Genomic DNA, 22,144 nt, shown 5'->3' with positions numbered 1-22,144 from the left:
CCGGACACCGGACCTACCGTGTGGGCCATGACCTCTCCGGCCGTCCTCCTGCCGCTCGACCCGCTCGCCGTCCGGCGGCCCCGCCCGGACCCGCACTTCCTGCCGGAGGCCGAGGCCGTCCGGGAGGCGGGCGGCACCTGGCGGCTCCTCGACCACGACGCGCTGCTCGCGGGCGACGCGAAGGCCGCCGTACGGCTGCTGCCGGAGGGCTGCGGGCCGCTCTGGTACCGCGGCTGGATGGTCGACACGGCCTCCTACCACGCGCTGGCCGAGGCGCTGGCGGCCCGCGGCGGCGCTCTGCAGACCTCGTCGGCCGACTATGCGCGGGCGCACGAACTCCCCGGCTGGTACGAGGTGTTCGCGGGTGCGACACCGGCCACGCGGTGGTTGCCCGGGGCCGGCCTCCCGGGCCGTGCCGCGCTCGCCGAGGCGGCGCGGCTGCTCGGCACCGGCCCCGCGGTCGTCAAGGACTACGTGAAGTCGCGCAAGCACGAGTGGCACGAGGCCTGCTTCGTGCCCGAGCTCACCGACACCGACGCGCTCTGCCGGGTCGTGGCGCGCTTCGTCGAGCTGCAGGGCGACGACCTCGCCGGGGGTGTGGTGCTGCGCCGCTTCGAGGACTTCGTGCAGCGGTCGGACGGCTCGGGTCCGGCGCGGGCGGTGGAGGCCCGGGTGTGGTGGCTGGACGGCGAGCCGGTGCTGGTGGGCCCGCACCCGGACGTACCGGGGGACGTGCCCGCACCCGATCTTTCGGCGGTGCGCCCGCTGGTCTCCGCGCTGGGCTGCCGGTTCGTCACCACCGATCTCGCGCAGCGGGCGGGCGACGGGGAGTGGCGGGTGGTCGAGGTCGGGGACGGGCAGGTCAGCGGCCTGTCCCGGACGGCGGACCTCACGGTGCTCCTCACCGCTCTGCTGTCCGCACCGGCGCGCTGAGGCACGACCGACCACTGCTGCGGGCCGCCGCGGCCCGCGACGTCCGCCTGCCCGGGCCCGGGTCTGGGCTCCGGCCCGGGCAGGCGACGCCCGGCTCAGCCGACCGGCGCGGACCTGCCGTCGGCCACGAAGGCCTGCCACAGCCGGTGGTAGGCGCCGCCGCGCAGGAGCAGGTCGTCGTGGGTGCCGTCCTCGACGATCCGGCCGCGGTCGAGCACGACGATCCGGTCGGCGCGTTCGGCGGTGGTGAGCCGGTGCGCGATGACGAGGGTGGTGCGGCCGCCGGAGAGCCGGTCGGCGGCCGCGTTGACGGCCGCCTCGCTGGCGAGGTCGAGGGCTGCGGTGGCCTCGTCGAGCAGGAGGATGTCGGGGTCGACGAGTTCGGCGCGGGCGAGGGCGACGAGCTGGCGCTGGCCTGCGGAGAGGTTGCGTCCGCGGGCGGCGACCCGGTGTTCGTAGCCGCCGGTCAGGCCGAGGATCATGTCGTGCGCCCCGACGGCCCGGGCTGCGGCCTCGACCTCGGCGCGGGTGGCGTCGGGCCGGCCGTAGGCGATGGCCTCGTGGACGGTGCCGGCGAAGAGGTACGCCTCCTGCGGGACGACACCGAGCCGGTGGCGGTACCCGGCGAGGTCGTACCGGGTGACGTCGGTGCCGTCGATGCGGACGCTTCCGCCGGTGGCGTCGTAGAACCGGGCGACGAGCTTCACGAGAGTGGACTTGCCGGCGCCGGTCTCGCCGACCAGGGCGACCGTCTGGCCTGCCGGGATGTGCAGGTCGATCCCGGTGAGGACGTCGGGCCTGCGCTCGCCGTCCCCGTTGTAGGCGAAGCTGACGTCCTCGAAGCGGATCTCGCCGCCGAGCCGGTCGACCGGGGTGCTGGGCTCCGCCTCCGGGGTGCTGGTCGGGGTGCGGAGCAGCTCGCGGATCCGGCCGAGGCTGACGCTCGCCTGCTGGTAGCCGTCGAAGACCTGCGAGAGCTGGTTGACGGGTGCGAAGAAGAGGTCGATGTAGAGCAGGTAGGCGACCAGCGCGCCGATCGTGAGGGTGCCCGCTTCGACGCGGGACGCGCCGGCGATCAGCACCAGGGCGGAGGCGACGCTCGACAGGAACTGCACGAACGGGAAGTACAGCGAGATGTAGAGCTGGGCCCGGGCGCGGGCGTCGCGGTACTCCAGGCCGCGGGCGACGAACCGGGCGGTGTTGACGTCCTGGCGGCGGAAGGCCTGGACGATCCGCATGCCCGCGACGTTCTCCTGGAGGTCGGCGTTGACGGTCGAGATCAGGTCGCGGGAGATCTGGTACTGGACGGTGGACTTGCGCCGGAAGACCAGGGTGGCGACGACGAGCACCGGCAGCACGGCGAAGACCACGAGGGCGAGCCCGGCGTCGAGCACGAGCAGGGCGGCGAAGATGCCGAAGAAGGTGAGGAGGCTGACCACCGCGGTGACGACGCCGGTCTGGAGGAACGTGGAGATCGAGTCGACGTCGGTGGTCATCCGGGTCATGATCCGGCCGGTGAGCTCGCGCTCGTAGTAGTCGAGTCCGAGCCGGTTGAGGTGCGCGAAGATCTTCAGCCGCAGGGTGTACAGGACACGCTCGCCGGTGCGTCCGCTGACCCTGGTCTCGGCGCTCTGCACGAGCCAGTCGACGAGGACGACGGCCAGGGCCGCGAGCGAGGCCACGGCGACACCGGCCATGGCGGCCTTGCTGACGCCGTCGTCGATGCCGTGCCGGATCAGCACCGGGAGGGTGAGGCCGGCGGCGGTGTCCAGGGCGACGAGCAGCAGGGCGAGGGCGAGCGGGCGCCTGAAGGGTGCCAGCAGGGTGCGGAGGCCGAAGTTCGGGTCTCCGGCCTCGGCCGCGGCGACCCGGACGTCGGGGCTGTCGGCCGCGGGCGGGAGGGAGGCGACCTTGGCGAGGAGTTCGGCGTCGTCGCCGGCCGTGCGGGGTGCGGCCGGGCTGGGCGCGGCCGCGGGGGGTGCGGCCGCAGGGGGTGTCCGGGTGCCGTCCGCCGGTGCGGGGCGGTCGGCGGTTCCGGCGGCCGGGCCGTCGGCAGGGGCGGCGGCGGTACGGTCGGCCGCGTCGGGATCGGTGATCAGTGCCCGGTAGAGGGGACATCGGGCGTCGAGTTCCTCGTGCGTGCCGATGTCGACGAGCCGGCCGCGCTCCAGCACGGCGATCCGGTCGGCGAGCTGCAGGGTGGACCGCCGGTGGGCGATCAGCAGCGTGGTGCGGCCGGCCATCACGGAGCGGAGCGCGCCGAAGATCTCCGCCTCGACCTGGGGGTCGACGGCGGAGGTGGCGTCGTCGAGGAGCAGCACGCGCGGGTCGGTGAGGATGGCGCGGGCGAGGGCGATCCGCTGGCGCTGGCCGCCGGAGAGGGTGAGGCCCTGCTCGCCGACCTTGGTCCCGTAGCCGTCCGGGAGCTCCCGGATGAAGCCGTCGGCCTGGGCGACCCGGGCGGCGGCCTCGATCTGGGCCTCGGTGGCCTCGGGGTGGCCGTAGGCGATGTTGGTGCTGACGCTCTCGGAGAAGAGGAAGCTGTCCTCGGGCACGATGCCGACGGCGGCGCGCACCGAGTCGAGGGTGAGGTCGCGCAGGTCGTGGCCGTACAGCCGGATCGTGCCGGCGGTCGGGTCGTAGAAGCGCGGGACGAGCTGGGCGACGGTCGACTTGCCGGAGCCGGACGCGCCGACGAGGGCGAGGGTCTCGCCGGGGGCGAGGCGCAGGCTCAGGCCGTCGAGGACGGGGACGGGCTCGTCGTGCCCCTCGTAGTGGAAGTCGACCCGGTCGAGGGTGAGGGCGTCGGTGCCGGCGGCGACGGCCGCGGGGGCGGTGTCGGCGGGGGTGAGGGCGTGGGCGTCCGGCCGCTCCTCGACGTGCGGGCGCTGGTCGATCAGCTGGAGGACGCGCTCCACACCGGCCCGGGCCTGCTGGGCGACGGTGATCACCATGGCGAGCATCCGGACGGGTCCGGTCATCTGGGCGACGTACGTCGAGAACGCCACGAAGGTGCCGAGCGACACCTCGCCGCGGACGGCCAGCCAGCCGCCGAGGGCGAGCACGGCGACCTGGGCGAGGGCGGGGATCGCCTGCATGGCGGGGGTGTAGCGGCTGTTCAGGCGGATCGACCGGAGCCTGGCCGCGAAGAGGGAGCGTGAGACCCGCTCCAGCTTGCCGCGCTCCTGCGCCTCCTGGCCGAAGCCCTTGACGACCCGGACGCCGCCGACCGCCGCGTCGACGACCCCGGCGACGGCCGCGGCCTCCTGCTGGGCGGCCCAGGTCGCCGGGAAGAGCCGCTTGCGGCTGAGGGCGGCGCACCACCACAGGGCGGGGGCCATCACGAGGGCGATGAGGGTGAGCGGCAGCGAGAGCCAGAGCATGACCACGAGGGACATGCCGAACATGAGGAGGTAGCCGGTCATCATCGGCAGCATGGAGAGCAGGCCGTTGATGAGCTGCAGGTCCGAGGTGGCGCGGCCGACGACCTGCCCGGTGTCGAGCCCGTCCTGGCGGCGGCCGTCCAGCCGGGTGAGGGAGCGGAAGAGGTCGGCGCGCAGGTCGTGCTGGACGTCGAGCGCGAGCTGACCGCCGTAGTAGCGGCGGATCTGCGCGCAGAGGAAGACGACCGCGGCGGCGAGCAGAAGCACGATCGCCCAGGGGGTGAGCGGTCGGCTGTGGGCGGTGATGACGTCGTCGATGATCAGTTTGGTGATCAGGGGGACGACCGTGGTGACGGCCATGCCGACGAGCGAGGCGCCGAAGGCGAGCAGGACGTTGCGGCGGTAGCGCCACGAGTAGCCGCCGAGCCTGCGGAGCCAGCCGGATCCGTCCGCGCCCGGGGCGGTGTCGTGGCCGGGTGCGGTGCCGCCGGGTGTGCGGGATCCGCGCGCCCCGTCCGTCGAGCGGCGGCGGGACTTCTTGCCCGGCCGGTTGCGCTGAGGATCGGCGTTCCGGGACAGCTCCGCAGTAGAACCATGAGTCTCAGGCATATTTAGGGATACTAACCATTCGGCACGTGTACCGTCCATCGCGTTTCGACGGACGCCCGGCAGGCTCAACGACCGGCGGCCGGGGAACCTTCCCGCTGCTCTCCAGGGTCGCCGACGGCCCGCCCCCGCGCACCGGGCGGACGACCGGGACGCCCTGCGGCCTTCGCCCTACGCCCACCGGGAACCCGCCGGCCGCACGGGCCCCACCGCCCCACGACCCCGCCATCGCACCCGCGCGAACCCGCACCCGCACACTCACCCGCGCGCGCACCCGCACCGCGCGACGGCGCAGCAGCCGTTCACGGCGCACCCGACCGGTGCCCTGCCGCCGCCACGCGCCCCCTGCGTCGCCGCGGCGCGGACCCCGGCCCTCCGGGCACCGCCCCCGGAAGCTCAGTCCTCGGCAGCCTCGGCAGCCTCGGCGGCCCGGGCCCCCGGGTCGCCCTCCGCGGCACCCCGCCCGTACGGGTCCGCCGAGTCCGCCCGGTCCGCCTGGTCCGCCGCCCCGGCCGGCGCCCAGACTGCGGTGACCGCAGTGGCCGCGGAGGCCGCCGCCGCGGCGAACGCTCCCTGGGCGAGGCTGTGCAGCAGCACGGCCATCGCGTCGCGCGGCAGCCCGGAGCGGTCGGCCTGCGCCGAGTGCGGCGCGGCGCTGTGCGGGGTGGAGTTGAGCAGCCCGAAGACCGCGTGGACGGCGGCGCGGGCGAGCGGCTCGGCGCCGGGGCCGGCCAGCGGCGGGAAGGCCTCGCGGACGACGCCCACCCAGAGCTCGACGTAGCCGCGCTGCAGGCGCCGGACGCGCCGGCGGTCCTCCTCCTTCAGATGGAGCAGTTCGCGGTCGTGCAGGATGATCAGGTCGCGGTCGTCGAGCGCGAAGTCGACGTGGCCGCCGATCAGGGCGTCGAGCGCGCCGGACGGCCCGGACGCACCGTCCGCCTCGCCGGCCCGGCGCCTCCCCTCCTCCAGCAGGCGCTCGCTGATGCCGACCAGCAGGTCGGCGAGCATCGCGTCCTTGCCGGAGAAGTGCCGGTAGAGCCCGGGCCCGCTGATGCCGACCGCCTTGCCGATCTCGTCGACTCCGACGCCGAGGAAACCGCGGGCGGCGAAGAGTCGCGCGGCCTCCTTGCGGATCTGGTCGCGGCGTGGGAGCGCGGAGACTGCTGGCACGTTCGGCATGCTGCCCATCGTAGACAGGCGGGTTATCCATGGTTAACCTGGCCGCAGGAGTTAACGCTCATTAACATGGGTTGCGGGCTCACCCGTCCGCATGCCCGCTCGGCGCCGAGGGCAAGGGAGCTCTCCGGATGGTCCTCACATCCACTGGATCCGTCGCCGGACCGGCAGGCGGCCCGCACCCGGGGCCGTCCGCCGGCCACGGCCCGCGCACCACCGGGCCCGGCCCGGCCGCAGCACCGGCCCCCCGGCTGGAGTCCGCCGCCGACCCCGCGTCCGCCGCCTACCGTGCGAACGAGGCCGCGCACCGCGCACTCGTCGCCGAGCTGCGCGCGAAGCTCGCCACCGCCGCCCAGGGCGGCGGGGCCAAGGCCCGGGCCCGGCACACCGCCCGCGGCAAACTGCTCCCGCGCGACCGCGTGGACACCCTGCTCGACCCAGGCTCGCCGTTCCTGGAGCTCGCGCCGCTCGCCGCCGACGGCCTCTACGACGGGGCCGCCCCCGCCGCGGGCGTGATCGCCGGCATCGGCCGGGTCGCGGGGCGCGAGGTCGTGGTCGTCGCCAACGACGCCACCGTCAAGGGCGGCACGTACTACCCGATGACGGTCAAGAAGCACCTGCGGGCGCAGGAGGTGGCCCTGGAGAACCGGCTGCCCTGCATCTACCTCGTCGACTCCGGCGGCGCCTTCCTGCCCATGCAGGACGAGGTCTTCCCCGACCGCGACCACTTCGGCCGCATCTTCTACAACCAGGCCCGGCTCTCCGGCGCGGGCATCCCGCAGATCGCCGCCGTGCTCGGCTCCTGCACCGCCGGCGGCGCGTACGTGCCCGCCATGAGCGACCAGGCGGTGATCGTGCGCAACCAGGGCACGATCTTCCTCGGCGGCCCGCCGCTGGTGAAGGCCGCCACCGGCGAGGTCGTGACCGCCGAGGAGCTCGGCGGCGGCGACCTGCACTCCCGCACCTCCGGCGTCACCGACCACCTCGCCGAGGACGACGCCCACGCCCTGTCGATCGTCCGGACCATCGTCGCCGGGCTCGGCCCGCGGGCGGCCGCACCCTGGACGCCCGCCCCCGTCGAGGCGCCCGCCGTCGACCCGGCCGGCCTCTACGGCGCGGTGCCGGTCGACCCGCGCACCCCGTACGACGTGCGCGAGGTGATCGCCCGGATCGTCGACGGCAGCCGGTTCGCCGAGTTCAAGGCCGAGTACGGTGCCACGCTCGTCACCGGCTTCGCCCGGATCCACGGACACCCGGTCGGCATCGTCGCCAACAACGGCGTGCTCTTCGCCGAGTCCGCCCTCAAGGGCGCGCACTTCATCGAGCTGTGCGACCAGCGCGGCATCCCCCTCCTCTTCCTGCAGAACATCACCGGCTTCATGGTCGGCCGCCAGTACGAGGCGGGCGGCATCGCCAAGCACGGCGCCAAGATGGTCACCGCGGTGGCCTGCACCCGTGTCCCGAAGCTGACCGTCGTCGTCGGCGGCTCCTACGGCGCGGGCAACTACTCGATGTGCGGCCGCGCCTACTCCCCCCGCTTCCTGTGGATGTGGCCGGGCGCCAAGATCTCCGTCATGGGCGGCGAACAGGCCGCGTCCGTGCTCGCCACCGTGCGACGCGACCAGTACGAGGCGCAGGGCGAGGAGTGGTCCGCCGAGGCCGAGGACGCCTTCAAGAAGCCCGTCCGCGAGCAGTACGAACGCCAGGGCAGCGCCTACTACGCCACCGCCCGCCTCTGGGACGACGGAGTGATCGACCCGCTCGACACCCGCACCGCGCTCGGTCTGGCCCTCACCGCCTGCGCCAACGCGCCCCTCGCCGAGCCCCGGCCGTACGGCGTCTTCCGGATGTGAGGCGGCGGGCCCGACGCCCTCCGCCCGACCCCCGTACGGGCCCGGCCCAGCGCCGGGCACCACCGACCCGCCGCCGGACGCGCCCGGCATCACCACCTCCCCCTCGATCCGGAGGAACGCCTCCCATGTTCGACACCGTTCTGGTCGCCAACCGGGGTGAGATCGCCCTGCGGGTGATCCGCACCCTGCGGCGGCTCGGCATCCGGTCCGTCGCCGTCCACAGCGACGCCGACGCGGACGCACCGCACGTCCGCGCCGCCGACCTGGCCGTCCGCCTGGGCCCGGACGGGGGCGACGACAGCTCGGCCGCCGCCACCTACCTGCGCGCCGACCTGCTGCTCGACGCCGCCCGCCGCACCGGCGCGCAGGCCGTGCACCCCGGCTACGGCTTCCTCGCCGAGAACCCGGCGTTCGCCCGGGCGTGCGCCGACGCGGGAGTCGTCTTCATCGGCCCGCCGCCGGCCGCGGTGGAGCTGATGGGCGACAAGATCAACGCCAAGGAGGCCGTCCGCGCCGCCGGCGTGCCGGTGGTGCCCGGCAGCCGGGGCGGCTCCCCGACCGACGCCGAACTCGTCGACGCCGCCGTCGAGATCGGCTACCCGGTGCTGCTCAAGCCGTCCGCCGGCGGCGGCGGCAAGGGCATGCGCCTCGTACGGGACCCCGCCCACCTCCCGACCGAGATCGCCGCGGCCCGCCGGGTGGCCCGCACCGCGTTCGGCGACGACACCCTGCTGCTGGAGCGCTGGGTCGACCGCCCGCGCCACATCGAGGTGCAGGTGCTCGCGGACGCCCACGGCGCCACGGTGCACCTCGGCGAACGCGAGTGCAGCCTGCAGCGCCGCCACCAGAAGCTGATCGAGGAGGCACCCTCCGTCCTGCTCGACGAGGCGACCCGGGCCGCCATGGGCGCGGCCGCCGTCCGCGCCGCCGAGGCGTGCGGCTACACCGGGGCCGGCACGGTGGAGTTCATCGTGCCCGGCCTGGCACCCGGTGCGGCCACCCCCGAAGGCGTCCTGGACTTCTTCTTCATGGAGATGAACACCCGGCTCCAGGTGGAACACCCCGTCACCGAAATGGCCGTCGCCGTCGGCGCGGGCACCCCCGACGCGCACCGGCTCGACCTCGTCGAGTGGCAGCTGCGGGCCGCGGCCGGCGAACCGCTGGCCTTCGCCCAGGCGGACATCTCCTTCCAGGGCCACGCCGTCGAGGCCCGGATCTGCGCCGAGGACCCGGACCGCGACTTCCTGCCCACCGGCGGCCGCATCCTCCTCCTCGACGAGCCCGTGGGCGAGGGCGTCCGGGTCGACTCGGGCGTCGCCACCGGCTCCGACATCGGCAGCCTCTACGACCCGATGCTGGCGAAGGTGATCGCGTACGGGCCCGACCGCCCGACCGCGCTGCGGCGCCTGCGGGCGGCACTCGCCGACACCCGCATCCTCGGCGTCACCACCAACACCGGCTTCCTGCGGCGCCTGCTCGCTCACCCCGACGTCGCCGCGGGCCGGCTCGACACCGGGCTGGTCGAACGGGTCGCTCAGGAGACCCCCGTCCTGCTGAGCTCGCCGTACACCCGCACCGATGCCGCCGGGACCGGGGCGGACCCGGCCGCCTCCCCGGACCTGCTGCTCGTCGCCGCCGCGCTCGCACGGCAGCTCGACCTCGCGCCCGCCGGCACACCCGGCGGCTGGACCGACCCCTACTCCCTCCCCTCCGGATGGCGCCTGGGCGGCGAGGCCGCCTGGACGGCCCACCGCCTCCGGACGGTTGGAGGCGAGCCCGTCACCGTGCTCGTCCGACCGGTCGTGCCCGGCACCGTAACCGACCCCACTGACAGTCCGTCAGGAGCGGCCCCCGAGCTGCAGGTGCGGATCGGCGACGGCCCGGTGCGCCGGGCCCGCGCCGAGCGCGACGGCGACCGCCTGCACGTCTCCGTCGACGGCCTGCGGACGACGTTCGTCCACACCGCCGACCACCGGGCGACCGGCCGCGTCGACTGGCTCGCCGCGGACGGGGACGCCTGGCCCGTCCACACCCACGACCCCGTCGCGGAGCGCACCGCCGCGGGCGGCGCCCACCACGGCGCCCTGACCGCACCGATGCCGGGCACCGTGACGGTGGTCAAGGCCGCATCCGGCGAACGCGTGACCAGGGGTCAGGCCCTGCTGGTCCTGGAGGCCATGAAGATGGAGCACGTCATCGCGGCACCGCACGACGGCACCGTCACCGAACTGCGGGCGCGCGCCGGCTCGACCGTCGCCATGGACGAGGTGCTCGCCGTGGTGACCGCCGACGCCGACACCCCCGCCGACACCCCCGCGGACGGCTCCGGCACGGCGGCCCAGGCGGCGGCCCCGACGGCGGAGGTGGCCCCGTGAGCGGCGACCCGCGCACCACCCGTACGTCCGAACCGGGCGTGCTCGCCCTCGGGCTGCCCGACCCGGTGCCGGACCCGTCGCTTCCGGCGCGGGTGCGGATCCACGAGGTCGGCCCGCGGGACGGCCTGCAGAACGAGAGCGCCCTCGTACCCGTCGAGGTCAAGGCGGAGTTCGTCGCGCGGCTCGCCGGGGCCGGACTGCGCACCGTGGAGGCGACCAGTTTCGTCCACCCGAAATGGGTGCCCCAGCTGGCCGACGCCGAGGACCTGATGCCCCGCCTGGCCGGACTGACCGGGCACCACCCCGGGCTGCGGCTCCCCGTGCTCGTCCCGAACGAGCGCGGGCTCGACCGTGCGCTCGCGCACCACGCCACGGACGTGGCGGTGTTCGCCAGCGCCACCGAGACGTTCGCCCGCCGCAACCTCAACCGCTCCGCGGACGAGGCGATGGCGATGTTCGACCCCGTCGTGGCCCGCGCGACGGCGGCCGGCGTGCCGGTGCGCGGATACCTGTCGATGTGCTTCGGCGACCCGTGGGAGGGGCCCGTCCCGGCCGCGCAGGTGATCGGCTTCGGGGTGCGGCTGCTGGAGATGGGCTGCGCCGAGCTGAGCCTCGGCGACACCATCGGCACGGCCACGCCCGGCCAGGTCACCGCCCTGCTGGCGGGGTTCGCCCGGGCCGGCGTGCCGATGGCGCGGCTGGCGGTGCACTTCCACGACACGTACGGCCAGGCGCTGGCCAACACGCTCGCCGCGCTGCGGTCGGGCGTGACCGTCGTGGACGCCTCGGCGGGCGGCCTCGGCGGCTGCCCCTACGCCAAGAGCGCGACCGGCAACCTCGCCACCGAGGACCTCGTCTGGATGCTCCACGGCCTCGGCATCGAGACCGGCGTCGACCTCGCCGCGCTCGCCGCTACCAGCGGCTGGATGGCCGGACAGCTCGGCCGACCGAGCCCGTCGCGGACCCTCCGGGCCCTGCTGGGCGGCTCCGCCTGACGCCGGGCCGGGAGCCCCCGGCCACCGGATCCCCCTCACCCGACCCACCGTACGTCCCGCCGGACATCCCGGCGCACACGCTCCGCCGCACTCACTCCGCCGCACACCCGCGACCCGCGCACACGGCCCGCACCAGGCACCACCGGCACACCCCGCCGAACGTCCGGCACACCCGCCGCTATCCAGGAGGACCCCATGCTCGACCACCGGCTGAGCACCGAGCACGAAGAACTGCGCCGCACCGTCGCGGAGTTCGCGAACGACCTGGTCGCACCGAAGATCGGCGAGTTCTACGAGCAGGGCGAGTTCCCGTACGAGATCGTCCGCGAGATGGGGCGCATGGGGCTCTTCGGGCTGCCGTTCCCCGAGGAGTACGGCGGCATGGGCGGCGACTACTTCGCCCTGTGCATCGCCCTGGAGGAACTGGCCCGGGTCGACTCCTCCGTGGCGATCACCCTGGAGGCGGCGGTGTCGCTCGGCGCGATGCCGGTGTACCTCTTCGGCACCGACGAGCAGAAGCGCACCTGGCTGCCGCGGCTGACCTCCGGCGAGATGCTGGGCGCGTTCGGCCTGACCGAGCCGGAGGGCGGCACCGACGCGGGTGCGACCCGCACCACGGCACGCTACGACGAGGCCACCGACGAGTGGGTGATCAACGGCACCAAGTGCTTCATCACCAACTCCGGCACCGACATCACGGGGCTGGTCACCGTGACCGCCCTGACGGAGCCCAGGGCAGGATCGGGCACGGGCGGATCGGGCACGGGCGGCGGGGCGCTCGCGCCGACCCGCGAGATCTCCTCGATCATCGTGCCGGCCGGAACGCCCGGCTTCCAGGTGTCGAAGAAATACTCCAAGGTCGGATGGAACGCTTCGGACACTCGCGAACTCTCTTTCACCGACTGCCGGGTGCCGGCGGCCAACCTGCTCGGTACCCGCGGCCGCGGGTACGCCCAGTTCCTGCGCATCCTCGACGAGGGGCGCATCGCCATCGCAGCCCTGGCCACCGGCCTGGCCCAGGGATGCGTCGACCAGTCCGTCACCTACGCCGGTACGCGGCGCGCCTTCGGGCGGCCCATCGGCGCCAACCAGGTCATCCAGTTCAAGCTCGCCGACATGGAGATGCGCGCCCACACCTCCCGCCTGGCCTGGCGGGACGCCGCCTCCCGGCTGCTGCACGCCGAGCCGTTCAAGAAGGAGGCTGCGATCGCCAAGCTGTACGCGTCGGAGGCCGCCGTGGACAACGCGCGTGAGGCCACCCAGATCCACGGCGGGTACGGCTTCATGAACGAGTTCCCGGTCGCCCGGTTCTGGCGCGACTGCAAGATCCTCGAAATCGGTGAAGGCACCTCGGAGGTCCAGCGGATGCTCATCGCGCGAGAGCTCGGCGTGAACTCCTGAGGCGCCCCCGAAGGCGGTACGACGCCTCGGACGGGTAGGGGCCGGGTCGTACGGGCCGAGTGGTGCGGGCCGAGTGGTGCGGGCCGACGCACCACCCCGGCCCGTACGACCCGGTGACCGTCAGGGAATGACGATGACGGGCCGGTTGGCACGGCGGGCGAGCCGACCGGACACCGAGCCGAAGATCCTGCCGAGCAGGCCGTGGGTGCTGCCGACCACGATCGCGTCGGCGGCGTACTCCCTGCCGACCTCCTCGATCTCGTGGCAGATGTCGCCACCCCGCTCGACCAGGACCCACGGCACACCGGCCAGGTAGTCCGCACAGGCAAGTTCGAGGCCGAGGATCTCCGTCCGGTGATCCGGCATGTCGACGAAGACAGGAGGTTCACAGCCGGCCCACACCGTGGCGGGCAGCCGGTTCGCCACGTGCACGATCACGAGCCCGCAGCGGGACCGCCGCGCCATGCCGACCGCGTACGCCAGTGCGCGCTCGCTGGACAGCGACCCGTCGAAACCCACGACGACCCCGTGCTGGAAGACCGGGTCGCACGCCGGCGACACCTGTTCCTTCAGCATCGGCTCGCCGTCACCATCGGTGCGGCCGGTGGCCGCCCCCTGCCCATCGGTCAACGCCTCGCCCCCGCCATCTGAACCGTCGTCGGGCCGCATCGCCGGACGCTGCGGCCCGACCCGCGTACCGCCGTCGCCCGGCGCGACCGCCCCGGGCGGAGTTCCACCTCGCACGTCACCCTCGTCCGCGCGGTGCCGACCCGACCGGGGCCACACACGGCGGGCTGCGTCACGGGCAGCCTGCAGTGCGACACGGCGCGCACGCCAGCGCCCTCCGGCGGACTCGCCGACCGACAGCGACCCGCCACCACCGGCATCCGCACCGGCGGGCAGGGGAGGCTCAAAACCAGCCATCGCTCACAGCTCTTCGCAGCACACGGGCCGACAGGACACGACAGGGCTGCCTGGACAGCAGACCCATCCGCGGCACCGAAACGCTCTCCGCCGAGCACCACCGAACGCGACCTGTCCCTCTCAGAGTACGACGGGCAGGAAACCCGGCCCAGCCATCGAAACCCGATCCGTCGAGGTTCCCGCGGACGGACCGCGCGCACCTCCACGTGCAAGCCCCCTCGCGAACGGCCCCGAGGGCAGCCGGGCACGGCGGTTCCCAGGAGCTTGACCGACAACCCGCCGTCGGCGCAACAGCCCGTAGACACAACGTGACCCGACCGTCATCGGTGGATGTACGGGCCGTGACCGGCACCCGACACCATGGGAACCGGGCGCGACGGCGCCCGGAGCACCGCGTCGCAGCCGCGCTGCGGGCCCGGCGCGGCCTCGGCGCGGACACCCGCCAGCTCACGGTGCTGCCGCAAGCTGCCGCGACCTGCCCACGGTCCGGCAGCAGGTGCCGGCGGGTCGAGCGGCACGCGCCGCCGGACGTAGCGGCGAGCGACCGTGCGGTGACCGTCCGGATTCGGCCATTTCGGTCGCCCACAGGTCGGCGATTGGCATTTGCCAGGTGCATAGGCGTCCGCCACTGGCAGCATGCACGGCATGCCGCTGCTCCTGTTCGACCTCGACAACACCCTGCTGCCCAGGGACGCCGCCTTCCGGGCCTGGGCCCAGGACTTCCTGGACGAACACCGGCTGCCCGCCGGCGACATCGACTGGTTCACCACCATCGACGGCAGCGGCTACGTGCCGCGCAGCACCGTACTGGGCGCCGCGAAGCGCCGCTACGGACTCGACCACTCCCTCGAACTCCTCCTCGCCCACTACCGGCGCGGCATCAACGCCCACATCCACTGCCCGGCCGACCACGTCGCGGCGCTCCGGACGGCCCGCGCCTCCGGCTGGACACTCGGCATCGTCAGCAACGGCGGCACCAGGCCCCAGCTGGAGAAGATCCGCCGGACCGGCCTCGGCCCGCTCGTCGACGGGTGGGTGATCTCCGAGGAGGCCAAGTGCGTGAAGCCCGACCCCCTCATCTTCGAGATCGCCGCCCGGCGCTGCGGCATCACACCGAGCGCGGGCTGGGAATCGGGCACCTGGATGGTCGGTGACCACGCCCCGGCCGACATCGCCGGCGCCGAGCTGGCCGGGCTGCGCAGCGTGTGGCTGCACCAGGGCCGCCCCTGGGCGGAGCGCGGCTACCGACCGACCCTCAGCGCCGCCGGACTGCCGGAGGCGGTCGGCCTGGTGCTCGGTGCGCGCAACGCGCCCACGGTCGGCACCGCCAGCCGGGCCGCGGTGCGCCGCGCGGTGACCCAGCAGGCGGCGGCCCGCCGTGCCGTCGGCCGGACGACGGACGCCCAGCCGCCCACGGCACTCTTCCGGCCGACCCCGGGCCTCGGCGCGGCCGCACCCGCCGGTACCGGCACCGGCGCCGGTACCAGTGCCGTTGCCGGTTCGGGTGCCACGGCGGCGGCAACATCAGCGGCAGCAACGGCGGCGGCAGCTGCCTCGCCGTCAACCGGCCCCACCGGCCCCACCGGCCCCGCCGACGCGCCCGCAGCGGCCGCCGCCCCGGCGTCCGTGCCCGCCGTGCCCCTGCCCGCCACAGCCGCACCGACCGGCGCGGCCGCGGGCGGCCGGACGCGCTTCGCCGTGCCCCCGACCCCGGCCGCAGCCCCTGCCTCGGGGTTCCGGGGCGCCGCCGCGCGCTACACGGTCATCGCCGAGGGCGTCGCCGGGTAGCGCCACCACCGGCTCACACCCTGTTCGACGAAGCCGAGGCGGCGGTAGAGCGGCTCGCCCAGCAGCGTCGACACGAGGGTCGCCTCCCGGTCCGGGTGGGCCTCCAGCACGGCGGCGACCATCGCCCGCCCGACCCCTCGCGAGCGGCACTCGGGCAGGGTCGCCAGGGAGTAGAGGCCGACGGCCTCCCCGTCGTCGTAGCTCAGGCAGGCACCGGCCGGCCGGCCGTCGACCCTCGCCAGCCAGGCGCGGAGGCCCGCGGTGCCCAGCAGGACGGGGGGCAGCATGTCCCCGCGTTCCCCGGCCATCCGGGCGGGCATCGGGAAGCCGTCGACGACCGTCCGCTCTACCGCGGCGAGGTCGTCCGGAGTGCGGGCCTCCGCCACGGTCACGCGTCCGGTACCGCCCTCACCACTTCCCGTACCACCTCCCGTACCGCCGCCCGCCCCGGGGTCCGCCATAGAGCCCGGCCGACGTGTCATCACCGCCTGCCCCAGGGCGGCCTCGCAGCCGCGCCGGGCGAGATCGAGACCGCCGTACGGGTCCTCCAGGCAGAGTGCCGTCGTGCTCCATCCGTGCAGGACGGCGACCACCTCGGCCGTCGTCCGCTCCGGGTCCGTGTACGGCCGGGTGACCACGACCCGGTGGACGTCGGCCGGCCCGCCGTCGCAGCGGACCGCGGCGAACCCGGGTCGGCGTACGAACTCCCAGCCCCGGGAGCGGGCTTGGGCCAACCAGAACGCGGCGGCGTTGTCGTTGGCCAGTTCGAGCCGGCTGAGCGTGTCCATGCGGCGACCCTAACCGTTCGTCAGCGCCCCTCCCGCGGGCGGCTTCCGCCCTGCGCAGGCAGGCTCACGACGGCGCGCGGGAGCGTTCCGTGCGCCCCGTTTCGTACCGTCCGTTTTCAGCCAATCTCGCTACGCACCCGGACGGTTGGCCAAACTCGCAGTCCAGGGCCGCCGGCAGGCTCCACGGATCCGCGGGGCCTCGGGATCGGTCGTGCGACAACAAGCCAGCGTTGCGCCCGCCCCCTTCCCAGAGAGGTCGACGGGTGCCACGCTTCGTGATCGAATGCATCACGCCAAATTGCCATGTCGACATAGCGTCGAATGGTGAACTTGTCACAACAGCAACGGTCCACCCAGTAGATTCGATCTTGGCGGGCAGTGCCGCACCACCACACCACACCACCGAGGGGGCTGGAGCGCCTTGAGCAGGGTGAGCAGGAGCGACGCGGGTCCTGACGGCGGCCAGCCGCCGACCGGCCTCCCGGGCCGTCCCGCCAGAGCTGACGGGCCGACAGTCCGTACGCCCGCACCCTCGCGCGCGACACTCCTGACCTCCGATCACCTCGGCGCCGGCCCCCTCACCGCGCTCCCGGGCCAGGCCCAGGCGGGCCCGCCGCTGCCGGGCGGTGCGGAGCACGGCTCGCCCGCCGCCCCGTCGCCCTCCTCCGCCTCGACCTCCGCCTCGGCCTCCGGCCACCTCCCTCAGGCCATCGCCGGAGGCGGCCCCGCCGCACCGGCGCACCTCGCACCGGCGCACGTCGCCGCGACGCAGCGCAAGCTGTCCGGTCGTCGCCGGCGCGAGACGGTCGCCGTCCTGATCTTCGGCGGCGCCCCGATCTTCGAGAGCTCGATCCCGCTGTCGGTCTTCGGCGTCGACCGGCAGGACGCCGGGGTGCCCCGCTACCGCCTGCTCGTGTGCGCCGGCGAGGAGGGCCCGCTCGCCACGACGGGCGGCCTCACCCTGACCGCTCCCTACGGGCTGGAGGCGCTGTCCCGCGCGGGCACGATCGTCGTGCCCGCCTGGCGGTCGATCTCCCAGCCGCCGCCGGTCGAGGCGATCGCCGCGCTGCGCAAGGCGCACCACGAGGGTGCGCGGATCATCGGGCTCTGCACCGGCGCGTTCGTGCTCGCCGCGGCGGGCCTCCTCGACGGCCGGCCCGCGACGACCCACTGGATGTACGCCCCGACCCTCGCCAAGCGCTACCCGCGCGTGCACGTCGACCCGCGCGAACTGTTCGTGGACGACGGTGACGTGCTGACCTCCGCCGGTACGGCCGCAGGCATCGACCTGTGCCTGCACGTGGTGCGCACCGACCACGGCGCCGAGGCCGCGAACGCGCTCGCGCGGCGGCTGGTCGTGCCCAACCGGCGCGCCGGCGGACAGGCCCAGTACATCGACCAGTCTTTACCGGAGGAGATCGGCAACGATCCCCTCGCCGAGGTCGTCACCTGGGCCCTGGAGAACCTCAACCAGCAGTTCGACGTCGAAGTGCTCGCCGCCCGCGCCTACATGAGCCGCCGCACCTTCGACCGCAGGTTCCGGACCCTGACCGGCAGCGCGCCCCTGCAGTGGCTCATCACCCAGCGCGTGCTGCAGGCCCAGCGGCTGCTCGAGACCTCCGACCTCTCCGTCGACGACGTCGCACGGCGCTGCGGCTTCCGCTCGCCGGTCGCGCTGCGCGGGCACTTCCGCCGCCAGCTCGGGGTCTCCCCCGCGGCGTACCGGACGAGCTACCGCGCACGGCGGCCAGCAGCGGCGGCGGTGCCGTCGCAGGGTGGTCCGGCCGACCGCTTCACCGGCGCCCTGTCGGCGCACACCCCGGGCACCCAGCCCGGGTCCGGGCATCCGGGCGGCCACGCCGGGCAGGCCTCCGCGGGGCACGCCGGCCACGGCGGGCACCCGGGTCAGCACGGGCCGGGCGCCGGCCACGGCTCGCCGGGAGCGGCCCAGCCGTCCGGCCAGGGTTCCGGTGCGGTGCCCGGTGGCGCCGGTCGCCGGCGGCCCGGTGCCGTCGTGCCGCCGCAGCCTGGTCCGGTGACCGGCCGTCGGCCGCGCCCGCCGGTGGCGGAGCGGCCGGCCGACCCTGCGCCCGCACGCCGGGCCGAGCGGGCGGCGGACCGCCGGACGGACGGACGGGCCGACCGGCCGGTGGAGCACGCCGTCGCCGACGAGGACGGGAACGACCAGCCGAGCGCCCGCGACCAGGGCCAGGGGCACCGGGTCGAGCACCTCGCACCGTCCGAGGCGGGTGGCGGCCGTGCCGCCGCGCGCGAGCCGGACCGCGAGGCCGCCGCGGGCCCGACCGGGCGTCCCGACGGGCAGTCCGGCACCGCGGCGGGCAGGTCCGGAGCGGCGGTGCCTCCCGGATCGGCGGCCCGGCCGGTGTCCGCGTCGCGCGATCGCGCCGTAGGGTGAGTGGCGTGAATGACCGTCTGGTGTGGATCGACTGTGAGATGACCGGCCTCGACCTCGGGAGGGACGCCCTGATCGAGGTCGCGGCGCTGGTCACGGACTCCGAGCTGAACATCCTCGGCGAGGGTGTGGACGTGGTGATCCGCCCGCCCGCGGAGTCCCTGGAGGGGATGCCGGACGTGGTGCGCACGATGCACACCGCTTCCGGCCTGCTCGACGAGCTGGCGGCCGGCGTGACCCTGGCCGAGGCCGAGGAGCTGGTGCTGGGTTACATCCGGGAGCACGCCCCGGAGGCGGGCAAGACCCCGCTCTGCGGCAACTCGGTGGCCACCGACCGGGGCTTCCTCTCCCGGGACATGCCGGCGCTCGAAGGGCACCTGCACTACCGGATCGTGGACGTGTCCTCGATCAAGGAGCTGGCCCGCCGCTGGTACCCGCGCGCCTACTACAACAGCCCGCAGAAGGGCGGGAACCACCGGGCCCTGGCCGACATCCGCGAGAGCATCGCCGAACTCCGGTACTACCGCGAGGCCGTGTTCGTGCCGCAGCCGGGCCCGGACGGGGACACCGCACGCGAGATCGCCGCGCGGCACCAGCTGCCGAACGGCTGACCGAACGGCTGACCGGGCGACCGGCCGGGCGGGCGCCGGGTCGACGGCGGGTCCGCGGCCGGCCGACCGGCGGTGCCGCGCCCGTCCCCGCCCGCCGGTGCCGCGTCGCGCGGCGCCCGTTCCCGTTCCTCGGGCACGGGCCCCCGCCGGACCATCAGGGGCCCGCCCGACCTCGAAACCCTGGCGCGAGCACCCTCTCGGATCCTGTAGAGTTCTTCCTGTCGGAGCGGGAACGCCCCGGACAGATGGTGGGTGTAGCTCAGTTGGTAGAGCACCTGGTTGTGGTCCAGGTGGCCGCGGGTTCAAGTCCCGTCACTCACCCCAACAAGCCTGAGGCCCCGATCTCTTGAAGAGATCGGGGCCTCAGGCGTTTCCGTACGCGTCGCGCCGCAGGCAGTACCGCGACGACCACTCCACCCCACCCTCCCGCGCACTGTCGGACCGCCGACGCGGCACCGCCGACCCGACCGCCGACGCGGCACCGCCGACCGGATCGACGGGTCGGACCGCCAGGCCGCACCGAGGGGCCGGACGGAAGGCGGGGCCGACCGGAGCCTCCCCGCGCCGCCCGGGCCTCCCACCCGAAGCTACCTGCCAGTAACATGCTGCCATGACGACCACACCCTCGATCGGGCAGTTGCTCGACTCCACCGTCCCCATGGCCCGCACGCTCAAGCTGGAGTACCTGGAGACGAGCCCCGAGCGGGCCGTGCTGCGCCTGCCGGACCAGCCGGAGTTCCACAACCACGTGGCCGGCCCGCACGCCGGCGCGATGTTCACCCTCGGCGAGTCCGCGAGCGGCTGCATCGTGCTGGCCGCCTTCGGCGACCAGCTGTCGCGCGCGGTGCCGCTCGCGGTCAAGGCCGAGATCGGCTACAAGAAGCTGGCGATGGGCACCGTGACGGCCACGGCCACGCTCGGGCGCCCCGCCGCGGAGATCGTCGCCGAGCTCGACCGGGGCGAGCGCCCCGAGTTCCCCGTCACCGTGGAGATCACCCGGGCCGACGGCGCCGTCACCGGCGTGATGACGATCACCTGGACGCTCCGCCCCAACTCCTGACCCGTACGGGCCGATCCCGCGGCACGTCCCCCGCGGCACGTCCCCCGCGGGCCGTCCCCGCAGGCCCGTGCACCACACCGGTGGCCGTCCGCCGGGGCGCTCCCGGTCGGCCGGGGCGTCCCGGCGGGCGGCCACCGGCGTACCCGGAGGACGGCCCGGTCCGGGCCCGGAGCGACGCCGGGCAGGGAGGGCCCGGGCGACCTGCCCGGACGCCCGCACGGCGCCGTCCAGGGGCCCGGCGGACGGCCTCGGCCGCGCGCCCGGCACCCACTGCCCGGCACCCACCGCCCGGCATCCACCGTCCTGAGCCGGCCCCCGGAGCCGTCCTCCGCGCTCACGCCGAGTCGCGCACCACCAGCTCGGTCGCCAGGACCACCTGTCGGCGGGCCCGGCCCCGCTCGGAGATCTCGTCGAGGAGCAGCCGCGCCATCGTGCGGCCCATCTCCTCGATCGGCTGCCGCACGCTGGTCATCTGCGGGTCGGTGTGCCGGGCGACGATCGAGTCGTCGAAGCCGATCACGGCGACCTGGTCGGGCACCCGTCGGCCGGCGGCGCGCAGCACCTGCATGGCACCGGCGGCCATCAGGTCGGAGGCGCAGAACACGCCGTCCACGTCGGGTCGGCGCTCCAGCAGTTCACGCATCGCCAGCCGGCCGCCCTCCTCGGTGAAGTCGGCGAGTCCGACGAGTCCCTCGTCGTACGTCCGGCCGGCCTCCTCCAGGGCCCGCCGGTAGCCGCCCAGGCGGGCCTGGGCGACCTCCATGTCGAGCGGGCCGGTGATGGTGGCCACCTGCTGGCAGCCACGGCGCAGGAGGTGCCGTACGGCCATCCTGGCGCCGCCGGCGTTGTCGGCGTGCACGTAGCTGAGCGGTTCGAGGTCGCCGCGGCGGCCGGCGAGCACGGAGGGGATCTCCAGGCTCTCCAGGATGCTCGGCAGCGGGTCGTCCTGGTGCACGGAGACGAGGAGCACGCCGTCGACGCGCTGGGCGGTCAGATAGGCCGAAAGTCGCTCCCGCTCGCGCTGGTTGCGGACGAGGATCAGCAGCAGCTGCATGTCGGTCTCGGCGAGCTCGGCGGAGACGCCGCTGATGATGTCGGAGAAGTACGGCTCGGAGAAGAGCCGGGTCTCCGCTTCGGGCACGACCAGGGCGACGGAGTCCGTGCGCGAGGTCACCAGGGTGCGCGCGGCGCGGTTGGGCACGTAGCCGAGCTCGACGATGGCGGCCTGCACGGCCTCGCGGGCCTTGTCGCTGACCCGCGGGGAGCCGTTGATCACCCGGGACACCGTGCCGCGCCCGACGCCGGCCAGGGCGGCCACTTCCTCCAGCGTGGGGCGCGCGGAGATCCTACCGCCCGCCCCGGCGCCGCCCATCGGCCCTGCGGGGGGCTGTGCGGTCTGGCTCATCGCTCACCTCTTGGAATTCCTCATGGCGCCTTGCGGCCCGATTCCTGCTCATTGTGGCCGGTTGCGGCCGCCGGGGAACCCGCCGGACGCTGCGCGTCCTGCGATCCGGGCGTCCGTACGGGCCGCGGCCCCGACCGTACGCGGTGTCCGCGGAGGTCGACGCGCGGTATCCCCAGGACACCGTTTCGCGACTCCCAGGACACGCTCCGGCAACGGATACGACGTCAACCCTTGACACCCGACCCTGCGACGAAGGAACCTTCCGGCATGCCCCCTGTGGGAGCGCTCCCACACTCTAGTGGCGAAATGCCCCTGGGAACAGCGCCTGAGCAGAGGGTCTGACGAGCACCGCTCAACAGCCCGAGGCCCCGGCCTCCCACGGCCGGAACGGCCGCTCGCCCGCACGGACCGCACCACCCGGAACCACCCCCGT

Annotated in this window: 12 protein-coding genes, 1 tRNA gene and 2 pseudogenes; 10 read left to right on the top strand and 5 right to left on the bottom strand. The window is 74.7% G+C overall.

Annotated features, from left to right (window positions below; genetic code table 11):
• Positions 1-27: 27 nt before the first annotated feature.
• On the top strand, positions 28-933 hold the full coding sequence (locus tag OG335_RS24330; RefSeq protein ID WP_405013233.1) for an ATP-grasp domain-containing protein: 906 nt from the start codon (positions 28-30) through the stop codon (positions 931-933).
• 95 nt (positions 934-1,028) lie between these two features.
• On the opposite strand, the gene OG335_RS24325 is transcribed toward OG335_RS24330, so the two are convergent.
• Both OG335_RS24325 and OG335_RS24320 read right to left on the bottom strand, forming a co-directional pair.
• Positions 1,029-4,925, bottom strand: a complete 3,897-nt coding sequence (locus OG335_RS24325; protein WP_405013232.1) for an ABC transporter ATP-binding protein — start codon at positions 4,923-4,925, stop codon at positions 1,029-1,031.
• Between the two features lie 546 nt (positions 4,926-5,471).
• A pseudogene (locus OG335_RS24320) lies at positions 5,472-6,101 on the bottom strand (TetR/AcrR family transcriptional regulator); the annotation flags it as partial.
• Positions 6,102-6,229: 128 nt separating this feature from the next.
• Here OG335_RS24320 and OG335_RS24315 point away from each other — a divergent pair.
• The 4 genes from OG335_RS24315 to OG335_RS24300 all read left to right on the top strand — a co-directional run bounded on the left by OG335_RS24315 (position 6,230) and on the right by OG335_RS24300 (position 12,722).
• Positions 6,230-7,951, top strand: a complete 1,722-nt coding sequence (locus tag OG335_RS24315) for a carboxyl transferase domain-containing protein (RefSeq protein ID WP_405013231.1) — start codon at positions 6,230-6,232, stop codon at positions 7,949-7,951.
• A gap of 125 nt (positions 7,952-8,076) precedes the next feature.
• Entirely contained in the window at positions 8,077-10,326 is a 2,250-nt protein-coding gene (locus tag OG335_RS24310) for an acetyl/propionyl/methylcrotonyl-CoA carboxylase subunit alpha (RefSeq protein ID WP_405013230.1), read from the top strand.
• Positions 10,323-11,321, top strand: coding sequence for a hydroxymethylglutaryl-CoA lyase (locus OG335_RS24305; protein WP_405013229.1), 999 nt, complete (start codon positions 10,323-10,325; stop codon positions 11,319-11,321). Before OG335_RS24310 ends, OG335_RS24305 begins: the two co-directional genes overlap by 4 nt.
• 195 nt (positions 11,322-11,516) lie before the next feature.
• Positions 11,517-12,722 carry an acyl-CoA dehydrogenase family protein gene (locus OG335_RS24300; RefSeq protein WP_405013228.1) on the top strand — a complete coding sequence of 402 codons (1,206 nt, stop codon included), beginning with the start codon at positions 11,517-11,519 and terminating at the stop codon, positions 12,720-12,722.
• Positions 12,723-12,842: 120 nt separating this feature from the next.
• Here the strand turns inward: OG335_RS24300 and OG335_RS24295 are convergent, their stop codons facing one another.
• The gene (locus tag OG335_RS24295) at positions 12,843-13,298 is read right to left on the bottom strand and encodes a universal stress protein (RefSeq protein WP_405015510.1); all 456 of its coding nucleotides are present in this window, start codon (positions 13,296-13,298) and stop codon (positions 12,843-12,845) included.
• A gap of 993 nt (positions 13,299-14,291) precedes the next feature.
• On the opposite strand from OG335_RS24295, the gene OG335_RS24290 reads away from it, so the two are divergent.
• Positions 14,292-15,434 (top strand): HAD family hydrolase, encoded by a 1,143-nt coding sequence (locus OG335_RS24290; RefSeq protein ID WP_405013227.1) that lies wholly within the window; start codon positions 14,292-14,294, stop codon positions 15,432-15,434.
• Here OG335_RS24290 and OG335_RS24285 read toward each other — a convergent pair.
• The gene (locus tag OG335_RS24285; protein ID WP_405013226.1) at positions 15,401-16,222 is read right to left on the bottom strand and encodes a GNAT family N-acetyltransferase; all 822 of its coding nucleotides are present in this window, start codon (positions 16,220-16,222) and stop codon (positions 15,401-15,403) included. The two genes, OG335_RS24290 and OG335_RS24285, sit on opposite strands and share 34 nt — an antisense overlap.
• Positions 16,223-16,931: 709 nt before the next feature.
• Between OG335_RS24285 and OG335_RS24280 the strand changes: the two are divergent.
• The 4 genes and pseudogenes from OG335_RS24280 to OG335_RS24265 all read left to right on the top strand — a co-directional run.
• Positions 16,932-17,975, top strand: a pseudogene (locus OG335_RS24280) (helix-turn-helix domain-containing protein); the annotation flags it as partial.
• A 668-nt stretch (positions 17,976-18,643) separates the two neighbouring features.
• Positions 18,644-19,246 (top strand): oligoribonuclease, encoded by a 603-nt coding sequence (gene orn, locus OG335_RS24275; protein ID WP_405013225.1) that lies wholly within the window; start codon positions 18,644-18,646, stop codon positions 19,244-19,246.
• Positions 19,247-19,494: 248 nt separating this feature from the next.
• Positions 19,495-19,570, top strand: a tRNA-His gene (locus OG335_RS24270).
• Positions 19,571-19,856: 286 nt separating this feature from the next.
• Positions 19,857-20,306: a DUF4442 domain-containing protein gene (locus OG335_RS24265; protein WP_405013224.1), complete on the top strand. Its 450-nt coding sequence runs from the start codon at positions 19,857-19,859 to the stop codon at positions 20,304-20,306.
• A gap of 334 nt (positions 20,307-20,640) precedes the next feature.
• Here the strand turns inward: OG335_RS24265 and OG335_RS24260 are convergent, their stop codons facing one another.
• Positions 20,641-21,678, bottom strand: coding sequence for a LacI family DNA-binding transcriptional regulator (locus tag OG335_RS24260; RefSeq protein ID WP_405015509.1), 1,038 nt, complete (start codon positions 21,676-21,678; stop codon positions 20,641-20,643).
• Between the last annotated feature and the right edge of the window lie 466 nt (positions 21,679-22,144).

The sequence above is a fragment of the Kitasatospora sp. NBC_01539 genome (assembly GCF_045040525.1).
Taxonomy (GTDB): Bacteria; Actinomycetota; Actinomycetes; order Streptomycetales; family Streptomycetaceae; genus Kitasatospora.
The sequence above is the reverse complement of the archived record's forward strand: the minus strand, read 5'-3'. Positions and strand labels throughout refer to the sequence as shown.

Coding starts and splice junctions, on each gene's coding strand:
- OG335_RS24330 (WP_405013233.1), top strand. CDS start 28: ATGACCTCTCCGGCCGTCCTCCTGCCGCTCGACCCGCTCGCCGTCCGG.
- OG335_RS24325 (WP_405013232.1), bottom strand. CDS start 4,925: ATGCCTGAGACTCATGGTTCTACTGCGGAGCTGTCCCGGAACGCCGAT.
- OG335_RS24315 (WP_405013231.1), top strand. CDS start 6,230: ATGGTCCTCACATCCACTGGATCCGTCGCCGGACCGGCAGGCGGCCCG.
- OG335_RS24310 (WP_405013230.1), top strand. CDS start 8,077: ATGTTCGACACCGTTCTGGTCGCCAACCGGGGTGAGATCGCCCTGCGG.
- OG335_RS24300 (WP_405013228.1), top strand. CDS start 11,517: ATGCTCGACCACCGGCTGAGCACCGAGCACGAAGAACTGCGCCGCACC.
- OG335_RS24295 (WP_405015510.1), bottom strand. CDS start 13,298: ATGCTGAAGGAACAGGTGTCGCCGGCGTGCGACCCGGTCTTCCAGCAC.
- OG335_RS24290 (WP_405013227.1), top strand. CDS start 14,292: ATGCCGCTGCTCCTGTTCGACCTCGACAACACCCTGCTGCCCAGGGAC.
- OG335_RS24285 (WP_405013226.1), bottom strand. CDS start 16,222: ATGGACACGCTCAGCCGGCTCGAACTGGCCAACGACAACGCCGCCGCG.
- OG335_RS24265 (WP_405013224.1), top strand. CDS start 19,857: ATGACGACCACACCCTCGATCGGGCAGTTGCTCGACTCCACCGTCCCC.
- OG335_RS24260 (WP_405015509.1), bottom strand. CDS start 21,678: ATGGGCGGCGCCGGGGCGGGCGGTAGGATCTCCGCGCGCCCCACGCTG.